Annotated in this window: 11 protein-coding genes; 10 read left to right on the top strand and 1 reads right to left on the bottom strand. The window is 65.5% G+C overall.

What is annotated here, in order from left to right; translation table 11 throughout:
• The first annotated feature begins 30 nt into the window (after window positions 1–30).
• The 7 genes from EJ903_RS20805 to EJ903_RS20775 all read left to right on the top strand — a co-directional run bounded on the left by EJ903_RS20805 (window position 31) and on the right by EJ903_RS20775 (window position 6,109).
• Entirely contained in the window at window positions 31–831 is an 801-nt protein-coding gene (locus EJ903_RS20805) for a transporter substrate-binding domain-containing protein (protein WP_126619046.1), read from the top strand.
• Window positions 832–924: 93 nt separating this feature from the next.
• Window positions 925–1,680, top strand: coding sequence for an SDR family oxidoreductase (locus EJ903_RS20800; RefSeq protein WP_126619044.1), 756 nt, complete (start codon window positions 925–927; stop codon window positions 1,678–1,680).
• Between the two features lie 28 nt (window positions 1,681–1,708).
• Complete coding sequence (locus EJ903_RS20795) at window positions 1,709–2,551, top strand: fumarylacetoacetate hydrolase family protein (protein ID WP_126619042.1); 843 nt, start codon at window positions 1,709–1,711, stop codon at window positions 2,549–2,551.
• A 7-nt stretch (window positions 2,552–2,558) separates the two neighbouring features.
• On the top strand, window positions 2,559–3,482 hold the full coding sequence (locus EJ903_RS20790; RefSeq protein ID WP_126619040.1) for a 2-hydroxyacid dehydrogenase: 924 nt from the start codon (window positions 2,559–2,561) through the stop codon (window positions 3,480–3,482).
• A gap of 21 nt (window positions 3,483–3,503) precedes the next feature.
• The gene (locus EJ903_RS20785) at window positions 3,504–4,442 is read left to right on the top strand and encodes a sugar kinase (protein WP_126619038.1); all 939 of its coding nucleotides are present in this window, start codon (window positions 3,504–3,506) and stop codon (window positions 4,440–4,442) included.
• Complete coding sequence (locus EJ903_RS20780; protein WP_126619036.1) at window positions 4,439–5,200, top strand: GntR family transcriptional regulator; 762 nt, start codon at window positions 4,439–4,441, stop codon at window positions 5,198–5,200. Before EJ903_RS20785 ends, EJ903_RS20780 begins: the two co-directional genes overlap by 4 nt.
• 183 nt (window positions 5,201–5,383) lie before the next feature.
• Window positions 5,384–6,109: a FadR/GntR family transcriptional regulator gene (locus tag EJ903_RS20775; RefSeq protein WP_126619034.1), complete on the top strand. Its 726-nt coding sequence runs from the start codon at window positions 5,384–5,386 to the stop codon at window positions 6,107–6,109.
• A 211-nt stretch (window positions 6,110–6,320) separates the two neighbouring features.
• Here EJ903_RS20775 and EJ903_RS20770 read toward each other — a convergent pair whose 3' ends face one another.
• The gene (locus EJ903_RS20770; protein WP_246015804.1) at window positions 6,321–8,540 is read right to left on the bottom strand and encodes a methyl-accepting chemotaxis protein; all 2,220 of its coding nucleotides are present in this window, start codon (window positions 8,538–8,540) and stop codon (window positions 6,321–6,323) included.
• Window positions 8,541–9,092: 552 nt separating this feature from the next.
• Here EJ903_RS20770 and EJ903_RS20765 point away from each other — a divergent pair.
• From EJ903_RS20765 to EJ903_RS20755, 3 genes are all read left to right on the top strand, one after another.
• Window positions 9,093–10,088, top strand: a complete 996-nt coding sequence (locus EJ903_RS20765; RefSeq protein ID WP_126619032.1) for a TRAP transporter substrate-binding protein — start codon at window positions 9,093–9,095, stop codon at window positions 10,086–10,088.
• 62 nt (window positions 10,089–10,150) lie between these two features.
• Window positions 10,151–10,690: a TRAP transporter small permease gene (locus EJ903_RS20760; protein ID WP_126619030.1), complete on the top strand. Its 540-nt coding sequence runs from the start codon at window positions 10,151–10,153 to the stop codon at window positions 10,688–10,690.
• Window positions 10,681–11,964 (top strand): TRAP transporter large permease, encoded by a 1,284-nt coding sequence (locus tag EJ903_RS20755; protein ID WP_126619028.1) that lies wholly within the window; start codon window positions 10,681–10,683, stop codon window positions 11,962–11,964. Before EJ903_RS20760 ends, EJ903_RS20755 begins: the two co-directional genes overlap by 10 nt.
• The last annotated feature ends 17 nt before the right edge of the window (window positions 11,965–11,981 follow it).

Below are 11,981 nucleotides of genomic sequence, written 5' to 3'. Positions count from 1 at the left end.
AAGAACAAAATCCTCCGGAGGAAACCCACGATGCGCATCCGCAAGCTTCTCGCCGCCACCGTCACCGCCGTCACCGCCCTGTGGCTGGCCGCCGCCCCCGTAGCCGCCAAGGCCGATGTCCTCGACGACGTCATGAAGGCCAAAAAAATCCGCGTGGCCGTGGCGATGGGCATCCCGCTGTTCGCCTTCGTGGACAAAAATCTGAAGGCGACCGGGTCGGACGTGGAAACCGCCCGCCTGCTGGCCAAGGACATGGGCGTCGAGCTGGAACTGGTGGAGATCACCAACGCCGCCCGCGTGCCGACCGTGCAGACCCGCAAGGCCGATCTGCTGATCGCCACGCTGGCGATCACGCCGGAACGCAAGAAGGTGATCGATTTCAGCGTGCCCTACGCCACGCTCGACATCATCGTCGCCGCCCCGGCGGAGATCGCCATCAAGGGCTATGAGGATCTGGTCGGCAAAAAGATCGGCCTGACCCGCGCCACGGTGAACGACAGCCTGGTGACGAAGAACGCCAAGGGTGCGGAAATCCTGCGTTTCGAGGACGACGCAACGCTCATCACCGCGCTGGTGTCGGGACAGGTGGACATCGTGTCCAGCCAGACCACGGCCATCGCCGCCATCAACGAACGCCGCACGCAAAGCCCGCTGAAGGTGAAGTTCACCCAACAGGAACTGAATCTCGGCATGGCGATGGCGCAGGGCGAGGACCGGTTGCGCGAATGGGTCAACAACTGGATCAAGACCAATTCGGAAAACGGTCGCCTGAACGCCATTTTCTCGTCCTTCCATGACCGCGACCTGCCGGCGGATCTCATCACCCGTTGACCAAACGCCCACTGACCAAACGCCGGGGCCTTCCTCCTCTTCCCGCAGGCGGGTGGGGGAGGGGGGCTTCTCTTCCTCCTTCGGAAACGCATCATGCCTGACCAGCCCACCAGCGGACGCCTGCACGGCAAAACCGCCATCATCACCGCCGCCGCGCAGGGCATTGGCCGCGCCACCGTCGACGCCTTCGCGCGGGAAGGCGCGCGGGTCTGGGCGCTCGACATCAACGCGGAACGGCTGGCCGATCTGGCCGGGATTCCCGGCGTCACCACCCGGACGCTCGACGTGCGCGACAGCGCCGCCGTGGCCCAAACAGTGGCATCCATCGGTCCGGTCGATCTGCTGTTCAACTGCGCGGGCTTCGTCCACAACGGGACCATCCTGGAATGCGACGACGACGCGTTCGATGTCAGCGTCGATCTGAACGTCAAATCCATGCACCGGATGATCCGCGCCGTGCTGCCCGGCATGTTGGCCAAGGGGGGCGGGTCGATCGTCAACATGGCGTCGGTCGCGTCGAGCCTGAAGGCGGTGCCGAACCGCTACGTCTACAGCTTGACCAAGGCGGCGGTGATCGGTTTGACCAAGGCGGTGGCCGCTGATTTCATCGGGCGCGGCATCCGCTGCAACGTCGTCTGCCCCGGGACCGTCGAATCCCCGTCGCTGGAAGACCGCCTGCGCGCCCAAGGGGATTACGCCCAGGCGCGCGCCGCGTTCATCGCCCGCCAGCCCATCGGGCGGTTGGGAAAGCCGGAGGAAATCGCCGAACTTGTGGTCTATCTTTCGTCCGATGCGGCGGGCTACACCACCGGTGCCGTCCATGTGATCGACGGCGGTTGGGCGGCCTGATCCTGTTTCACACCCACGGGGACTTGTTATGAAACTGCTTCGTTACGGCCCGGCGGGCCAGGAAAAGCCCGGTTTGCTCGACGCGGACGGCCGCATCCGCGATCTGTCGGCCCATGTCACCGACATCGCCGGGGCCACCCTGTCGCCCGATGGGTTGAACGCCCTGCGCGCGCTTGATCCCGCCAGCCTGCCGCTGGTGGAGGGCAACCCGCGCCTTGGCCCTTGCGTGACCGGGACCGGGAAATTCATCTGCATCGGCCTGAACTACTCCGACCACGCGGCGGAAACCGGGGCCACCGTGCCGCCGGAACCGATCATCTTCATGAAGGCGACCAGCGCCATCACCGGCCCGAACGACGTCATCGAGATCCCGCGCGGCTCGCTGAAGACCGATTGGGAGGTTGAACTCGGCGTCATCATCGGCAAGACCGCCAAATACGTGTCCGAAGAGGACGCGATGGATCACGTCGCCGGGTACTGCGTCATCAACGACGTGTCCGAACGCGCCTTCCAGACCGAGCATCACGGCCAGTGGACCAAGGGCAAGTCCGCCGACAGCTTCGGCCCGACCGGCCCGTGGCTGGTGACGCGCGACGAGGTGGCCGACCCGCAGAATCTGCCGATGTGGCTGGAGGTCAACGGCCACCGCTACCAGAACGGCAGCACGGCCACGATGGTCTATGGCGTGCGCTTCCTGGTGTCCTACCTGTCGCGCTTCATGTCGCTGCAACCGGGCGACATCATCTCCACCGGGACCCCGCCCGGCGTGGGCATGGGGCAAAAGCCGCAAACCTACCTGAAGGCGGGTGACGTGGTGACGCTGGGGATCGAGGGGCTGGGCAGCCAGCGCCAGGACGTGGTTCAGGGGTAACGCCAAGATGGGCCGGACGGACGTCACCATTCTGTGCACCGCCCCCCTGCCGCCCGGTGTGGTGGAGGATTTGGCGGCGCGTTTCACCGTGCTCGGGCCGGAGGTGATCGGCTCCGCCGATTTCGCCGCCATCGCCCCGCGCGTTCGTGGCTTGGCGTGCCGTCCCCCCACCCCGGTGACGGCGGCGCTGCTGGAGGCGCTGCCCAATCTGGAGATCCTGTCCTCCTACAGCGCCGGGTTGGAGTATGTCGATCTCGACGCGGCGCGGCGGCGGGGGCTGGTGATCGCCAACACCTCGGCCGCGTTGACCGATGACGTCGCCGACACCGCCATGGCGCTGCTGCTGGCCGCTGTCCGCCGTTTCTCGGCGGCGGAACGCTTCGTGCGCGCCGGGGATTGGGCGGCGGGGGCCTTTCCCCTGTCGCGCAGCCTGACCGGGCGGCGGCTGGGCATCGTCGGGCTGGGCCACATCGGGGCGGCACTCGCCACGAGGGCCACGGCCTTCGGCATGAGCGTGGCCTATCACGGGCCGCGCGCCAAGGCGGCGGCCCCCTATCCCTACCACCCGACGGCGGAGGGGCTGGCGGCGGAGTCCGATTTCCTCGCCCTGTGCTGCCCCGGCGGGCCGGACACCCGCCATCTGGTCAACGCGGCGGTGCTGCGGGCCTTGGGGCCGGGCGGGGTGGTGGTCAACGTCGCGCGCGGCAGCGTGGTGGACGAGGATGCGTTGCTGGCGGCCTTGGCCGACGGGACCATCGCCGGGGCGGGGCTGGACGTGTGCGAGGACGAACCCACGCCGCGCGCCGAGTTGCTCACCCACCCCGACATCGTTCTGTTTCCGCATGTCGGTTCAGCGACGGAAGAGACGCGGGCGCGCATGGCGGCGATGATGCGCGACGCGCTGGTGGCGCATTTTTCAGACAGGCTTTGAAAACAAGGGAAGCTTTTGAGAATGACTCGGATCGCGGCCATCGGTGAGTGCATGTTGGAAGTCCGTCGCACCGGCGACGGAACCGCCCGCTTCGGCTTTGGCGGCGACACGCTGAACTGCGCGCTGTATCTGGCCCGGCTGGGCGCGGCGGTCGATTACGTCACGCTGCTGGGCGATGACCCGTACAGCGCCGATCTGCTGGCCGCCTGGGCAGCGGAAGGGGTGGGAACGGATCGGGTGATCCGTCTGCCCGGTCGCGTGCCCGGCCTCTACACCATCGAAACCGACGCCAAGGGCGAGCGTTCCTTCTTTTATTGGCGCGACCGCGCCCCGGCGCGCGAGCTGTTTACCCACCCCGACGCCGCCCCGCTGGTGGACGCGCTGCCCGGCTATGGCCTGTTGATGCTGTCAGGCATCTCCCTGTCGCTGTATGGCGACGAGGGGCGGGAACGGCTGGGGGTGACGCTGGACCGGGCGCGGGCAGCGGGTGCCAAGGTCGCCTTCGACACCAATTTGCGCCCGCGCAACTGGCCCGGCCTGGACGCCGCCCGCGCCGCCTACGCCGCCCTCGCCGGACGGGTGGACGTCGTGCTGTCGGGGGTGGAGGACGAGGCGCTGCTGTTCGGTGCCGAGGATCCCACTGCCATTGTCGACCGCTGGCGCGACGCCGGAGCCACCGAAATCGTTGTCAAGAACGGCGGTGACGGCTGTCTGGTCTGGGAACGGGGCGGCATGGTGGAAACGGTCCCGGCCACGCGGGTGGAGCGGGTGGTGGACACCACGGCGGCGGGCGACAGCTTTTGCGCCGGGTATCTGGCGGCCCGGCAAACCGGGTGGAGCGTGGCGGCGGCGGCCGGGTTGGGCCATCGCTTGGCCGGAATCGTCATCGGCCACCCCGGTGCCATCGTCCCGGCGCAGGCCACGGCGGCGGTTGCGGCGGAATTGCGGGGGGCATCATGACGGCTGAGGCGGGCGAACACGCATCCCCAGCACCGCGCCGCCGCACGCCGAAACCGGCGGCGGTGGTGCGCGAACGCGGCCTGACCGCCGCGCAGCAGGTCTATCAGCAACTGCGCGCCGACATTCTCAGCCTCCAGCGCAAGCCGGGCGAGCCGATCAGCGAAAAGGATCTGGCCCAGGCCCACGGCGTCAGCCGCACCCCGGTGCGCGAAGCGGTGCTGAAGCTCACCTCCGAACGGCTGGTCGAGGTGTTTCCGCAATCGGGGACCTTCGTCGCCCGCATCCCGCTGTCCGACCTGCCGGAAACCATCATCATCCGGTCCGCCTTGGAAGAAGCCTGCGTGCGTCACGCCGCCGAACGCGCCACACCGGAGCAGGTCGCCCGGTTGAGCGCCATCGTTGCGCATCAGCGCGCCATGGCGGAGGCTTGCGACCGCGACGGCTTCCACATGGCCGACGAGGAGTTTCACGCCGCCCTGTCGGACACCGCCGGGTTGCCGGGGGTGTGGGCGCTCATTCAACAGGTCAAAGTGCAGATCGACCGCTACCGCCGCCTGACCCTGCCCGAACCGGGACGGATGGATCGGGTGATTGGCGAACACGCGGCGGTCGTCACCGCCATCGCCGCCCATGACGGCGACGCGGCGGCCCGCGCGATCAAGCATCATCTGGAAAAACTGCGGGAGGGAATCGACGCCTACCGGGTTGAGGAACCGACCTTTTTCATCGACGACCGCGCACCGCGTCCGCCCGGTTGACCGATGCGCTCTTGGGGTGAGGCGGTCGCCACCGCGTCACTCCGCACAATCAACGCCCACCCACCTGACGACCCCGCGTCGCCGGGCCTGTTTTGTTGCGCCAATACCCTTATTTGCGACATTCCTATAGGTCAACTTGTCTGCTAACATGAGCGGTGAATCATGTTGGCGCGGGTGTTGGGAATGGCGAAGTTGGCCGGATTGACGTTGCAGCCCAAGCGCAAGGAACGGCTGGGCGATCAGCTCTATGGGCAAATCCTGGAACAGATCGTGTCCGGGACCCTAAAGGAGGGCGACAAGCTGCCGTCGGAAAAGGAACTCTGCCTGATGTTCGAGGTCTCGCGCCCGGTGGTGCGGGAAGCGATGATGCTGCTGCAGGCCGATGGTTTGGTCGTCGCCCGCCAAGGGTCCGGCACCTATGTGCAACGCCGCCCGCCGCAGGGGCTGATCGCCATCGCCGGGGCATCGGACATTGCCGGGATTCTGCGCTGCTACGAGCTGCGCGTGCCGTTGGAGGGGGAGGCGGCGGCCCTGGCGGCCAAGCGGCGCTCCTCCCAGCAACTCGGCCAGATCAAGGCGGCGCTGGAGGATCTGGGGCGCGCGGTCGAGTCGCGCGGGTCGGCCAGTTCCGCCGATTTCGCCTTTCACCGTGCGGTCGCGGAGGCGAGCTGCAACGAGATGTTCGTGTCGATCCTGGAAACGCTGCACGCCGCCATCGAAAATTCCATGGCCGTGGCCCTGAACATCACCCGCGAAGGGTCCGACCAGCGCATTCAACGCGTTCTGGACGAGCACAGCCGGATTTACGACGCCATCGCCATGGGCGATTCCGAATCCGCCAATCTGGCGATGCGCTATCACATCAACCGCGCCCGCCAACGCATCACCGATCAGCACCAGGACGTCTGACCCAAACCATTCACCACCCACGAAAAGGGGGGCAGGACACAACAACCGTGGGGCGCTGTGCTGCGGCGCGGCGGATCACGGGGGGCAGGAGGATCATTGCCCGTGTTGTGCCTGCGTCGCGCGCCCACCGTTCGCGCAGGAACGTGGTGTCGCGGTCCTGCCCCGGAGTGTTGGTTGAAACCGGGGGGGGGTGAAAGAGAACCGATGACGCTCAGGCCGACCGAACCTGACGCAGGAACGAATCGATCTGTTGCAGCAGCCGGTTGGTTTCGGTGGACACCTGCCCCGCCACCGACAGCACCGCTTGGGCCGATTGGCCGGTTTGCCCGGCGGCGGTGCGCACCAACCCGATGTCTTGCGACGCCCGCGCCGTTCCGCCCGCCGCCTGCTGCACGTTGCGGGCGATTTCAGCCGTCGCCGCCCCTTGTTCTTCGACCGCCGCCGCGATGCCGGTGGCGATGTCGTTCAAGCGGGCGATGGTCGCCCCGATGTTGCGGATGGCGCTGACGGCGTCGGTGGTGGCGGTTTGCATAGCGTTGACCTGCCCGGCGATCTGGTCGGTGGCCTTGGCGGTCTGACTCGCCAGTTGTTTGACCTCCTGCGCCACCACGGCGAATCCCTTGCCCGCCTCTCCGGCACGCGCCGCTTCGATGGTGGCGTTGAGCGCCAGCAGATTGGTCTGTCCAGCGATGTCGGTGATGAGATCCAGGACCGCGCCGATCCGGGCCGCCGCGTCGTTCAGGCTGTGCATCGTTACGTCGGTCCGCTCGGCGTCACGGGCCGCCTGGCCGGTGATGGTCGCCGATTCCGTGACCTGCCGCGAAATCTCGCTGATGGAGGCGGACAGTTGATGCGCGGCAGACGCCGCGCTGTCCACATTGCTGGACGCCTGTTGCGCCGCGTCCGCCGCGCTGCCCGCCTGACGTTCGGTGTCCTGTGCGGTGTCCACCATGGTGGACGCGGTTTCGTGCATCTGGTTGGCGGCGGCGGACACCGTTTCCACCACGATCTTGACCCCGCTTTCGAACTGGTCGGCGATGGTCAGCATCGCCTGACGGCGTTCCCCCGCAGCACGGCTGCGTTCAACCTCCGCCTGGGCGCGGGTCTGCTCCACCTCACGCGCGGTGTCGCGGAACACGCGCAGCGCCGCCCCCATTTCGGCAATCTCGTCGCGCCCGTCCAGCGCGATGTCGGTGTCGAGATCCCCCGCCGCGATCCGCCCCATGCTGGATTTCAGCAGCAGCAGGCGACGGACCAAGCTGCGCCCGACATAAAGCCATACCACCAGGATCGACACGATGACGCTGGCGACGCTGACACCGATCTGGGTCAAACGGCTGTTGTCCAGCATCCGCCCCGTCGCTCCGCTGGCGGCAGCGATGCCATTTTTCTGCTCCGCCACCAGATCGGTGATGCCTGTGGCCAAACGCGCGGTCAGGCTGTGGTTGCTTTCCAGAAGCTTGGCCGCATGGGACTGAATCATCAACTCATGACGCCGCGAATCGATCAGGGCGTTCGGCCCCAGCGCCAGCGCGCGCAACACCTTGTTTTGGGCATCAATGACCGACCCCAGTTTTTCGGGCAACGCCGCAGCCGCGCCCTCGATGGTGGCAAACACCAACCCCAGCCGCGTTTCGATGATGGTCAGCCTCTGGTCATCGCCGCTGCTGGAAGCCTCCAACAGCATGTTGCGGGCGTTGGTTGACTCCTCGATCACCGTCATCAGAGGCTTGGCGCGCTTGGCGACATCGAGCAGCGCGTCAGCGGCGCGATGCAGATCCTCCGGCGAGGAATCGGAGTCGGCCAGGGTTTCGCGCGCCTGCTCCTCCTCGTTGGCCAGAACCGTGCGCCAAGGGGCGGTGAATTTCTGAATCTGCCCATCGGCCTCCAACACCTTGGGCAACAGCGTCCCGCGCTGTCCGGCGTGGCGCACCCGGTCGGCGGCGGCGGCGTCCAGTTGATCGAGATTGACCAGCAACGCCTTGGCCGCCTCCTCAATCGCCACCAGTTGGCCGCCTCCCATGCCATCGGCGCGCAGACGGTCCAAGCGGGCGGCGAACTCCTGCCGGGCCTGCTGGATGCGGCCGGACACCTCCTCCCGAGCCTTCACGTCCGTGGCGGAGGACAGCGCCGGAGCCAGAGCGACCAGTCGTTCGGCCTGCTGGGCCACCGACATGCCTTCGTTCATCGCGGGCACCGCCTGCCCAACGATCACATCGATGGTGGCGCGGACGTTGGCATAGCCCGCCAGCGCCACCGCCGCCGCAACCAGAGTGCCCGACAGGACCACGCCGATCGCCGACATCAATTTGCCACGCAAGCCGCTGTACCAAGGGCCATTGCCCCCGCCGATGGTCATGGAGCCGGGTGTGCCCTGGACTGCCGCCGCCTGCGCCATCATCACCATCCCCTTGTTTGACAGGTCGCTCACATTGCCCATACGACGACGACGCCCGCGCGATGGATGCCCAACAGATTCGCTTGGTCATCGCACAAAGTCATCTTACCACTTGACCACTTATGCGCCGCAAGGCTAGAGTGGTTTTTAGCGGGACAAACCAATGGCGTGCCCAACAAAGTGTTGGCGGTCAAAGCAGCGCGCCGTCGTTCGGACAGCGTGTTCGCCAGACCGATCCATGCAAGTTGGGACTTGCCAAACAGGTGTTTCCCCGTTGGCGATATGAATGCGCAGATCCACGCAAGAAAGAAATAAGGAGAATCCACAAGCGATCCCGGTGCTGGACAGGAATCGAGCGTGGTTGTCTGAATATTTCAAAACAGTTGTCTGACAGAATCCGCATACGCGTCTGAACGGACTACGGGTTTTCCACAGGTTGTTCGTTTTTCCATGATGATCGCAAGCGCTGCGGTGCCCGTGTCGCCGCCGCCACGCCATTTTTTGCCCAAACACCCTTACCCATCAAAACCAAAGAGCCGGATGCGGTCGAGCCGACCGGTTCCAATCACACTGGAGGAGACGTTGATGCCCGGGTTGCTTCGTTCACTGGCCGTCGCTGCGGCGCTCACCTTTGGCGCGACCGTCGCCCTGACCGCCCCCCAAACGGCCCAGGCGCGCGATTTCCGCTCCGCCGACGTCCACCCCGCCGATTACCCGACGGTTGAGGCGGTCAAGCAGATGGGCCGCACGCTGGCCGAAAAGACCAACGGCAAGCTGAACATCCGCGTGTTCCCCTCGGGCGCGCTGGGCACGGAAAAGGACACGATCGAACAGCTCAAGCTGGGCGGTCTGGACATGATGCGGATCAACGCCGGTGCCCTGAACAGCATCGTGCCGGAAACGCTCGTCACCGTGCTGCCCTTCATCTTCCGCGACACCGCGCACATGCGCAGCGTTCTGGACGGCCCGATTGGCGACGACATCCTGAAGGCGATGGAAGCGCAGGGCTTGATTGGCCTGGCCTTCTACGACAGCGGGTCGCGTTCCTTCTACACCGCCAAGAAGCCGATCAAGTCGCTGGAGGATTTCAAGGGCCTGAAGATCCGCGTCCAGCCGTCGGATCTGTTCGTCGGCATGGTCAACGCGCTGGGGGCGAACCCGACGCCGATGCCCTACGGCGAGGTGTTCACAGCGCTGAAGACCGGCATCGTCGATGGAGCGGAAAACAACTGGCCCAGCTATGAATCCTCCCGCCATTTCGAAGCGGCCCGTTACTACAGCCTGACCGAACATTCGCTGGCCCCGGAAGTGTTGGTCTTCTCCAAGGTCATCTGGGACCGGTTGTCGAAGGACGATCAGGCGTTGATCCGTCAGGCGGCCAAGGACTCGGTCCCCTTCATGCGCAAGCTGTGGGACGAACGCGAAGTCAATTCCCGCAAGATGGTGGAAGCGGGCGGTGCCCAGATCATCACCATCGCCAACAAGCAGGAGTTGGTCGATGCCATGAAGCCGGTTTACGAGAAATTCGCCAGCACCCCGGTTTTGAAGAGCCTCGTCACCCGCATCCAACAGAGCAAGTAACGATTTGAGCCGGTCCGGCGAGCGGGTCCGCTCGCTCGCCATCCCGGTCCCTGGGAGCAACCATGATGCAAGACAGCTTGGTGGATGGCGGCGCGCAGGCGCAGCCCCGGCGGCTTCTGACCCTGGTGAACATCGCGTTGGCGCGGCTTGGCACGGTGATCGCCGTCATCGGTCTGATGAGCATCGTCGGAATCGTGTTTTACGAGGTCGTCGGACGGTACGTCTTCAACCAGACACCGACCTGGGCGGAAAGCCTGGCGCTGGTTCTGGTGCTGTATGTGACGATGCTGGGCGCGGCGGTGGCCGTGCGCGACGCCGGACACATCGGCATGGACTCGGTGGTCATCCTGCTGCCGCTGCACGTTCAACGTTGGTTCGAGATCCTCATCCACATCCTGGTGGCCGGTTTCGGCGCATCGATGGCCTACAACGGCTGGGTGCTCGGCATGTCGGTGTCCACTTACGCGATCCCCAATCTGGGCCTGCCGGAAATCGTGCGCTATGTGCCGCTCAGCCTGTCCGGTTGCCTGATCGTCCTGTTTTCGGTCGAGCACACGCTCGCCCTGCTGCGCCATGAAGAGGTCGAGCCGACATGGAACTGATCGTACTCTCCGCGACCTTTTTCGGTCTGCTGATCCTGGGCGTCCCCGTCGCCTTCGCCATCGGCCTCTCGTCGCTCTTCACCATCATGTATGAAGGGCTGCCCCACGCCGTCATCTTTCAACAGATGACCTCGGGCATGAACATCTTCTCCTTCCTCGCCATCCCCTTCTTTGTCTTCTCCGGCGAACTGATGCTGCACGGCGGCATCGCCGACAAGATCGTGACGCTGGCCCGCAACATGGTCGGCCACATCCGGGGCGGTCTGGGCATGGCCAATGTGGTCGCCTGCACGCTGTTCGGCGGCGTGTCCGGCTCCCCGGTGGCCGACGTGTCGGCGATGGGATCGGTGATGATCCCGATGATGAAGCGCGAGGGCTACCACACCGATTACGCGGTGAACGTCACCACCCACGCCTCGCTGGTGGGCGCCCTGATGCCAACCAGCCACAACATGATCCTCTATTCGCTGGCGGCGGGCGGCAAGGTGTCGATCGGCGCGCTCATCGCGGCGGGGTTGATGCCGGTGGTGGTGATGACGGTCTGCATGCTGGCGGCGGCCTATTTCGTCGCGGTCAAGCGCGGCTATCCGGCGGGGACCTTTCCGGGCTGGTCAACGGTCTTCCAATCCTTTGCTCATGCGCTGCCTGGTCTGTTCGTGGTCGTCATCATCCTGGGCGGCATCCTGCTGGGCATCTTCACGGCGACCGAGGGCGCGTCGGTGGCGGTGGTCTACTCCCTGGCCCTGACGATTTTCGCCTACCGGACCTTAAGCTGGGAAAGCTTTGTTAAGGCGACAATGAAGGCGGTGAAGACCACCGGCGTGGTGCTGCTGCTGATCGGCGTGTCCACCATGTTCCAGTATCTGATGGCGCTCTATGAAGTGGCCGAGCTGACCAGCCAGTTCATGTCGGGCATTTCGTCGAACCCGCTGGTGATCTTCCTGCTGATCAACATCATCCTGTTCGTGCTGGGCACCTTCATGGACATGGCCAGCACCATCCTGATCTGCACACCGATCTTTCTGCCCATCGCCCAGCAATACGGCATGGATCCGGTTCAGTTCGGCATGGTGATGCTCATCAACTGCGCGTTGGGCCTGAACACCCCGCCGGTTGGAACCACCCAGTTCGTCGGTTGCGCCATTGGCGGGATATCGGTGGGCGAGGTGATGAAGACCATCCTTCCCTTCTACGCGGCGCTGATCCTGGCGCTGGGGCTTGTCACCTACATGCCGGGCTTCTCGATGTGGCTGCCGAATCTGCTGCTGCACTGACCCATCCCGATCCTTTC

It is taken from the genome of Azospirillum griseum, assembly GCF_003966125.1.
Lineage (GTDB): Bacteria > Pseudomonadota > Alphaproteobacteria > Azospirillales > Azospirillaceae > Azospirillum > Azospirillum griseum.
This window is presented reverse-complemented; position numbering and strand designations above follow the sequence as displayed.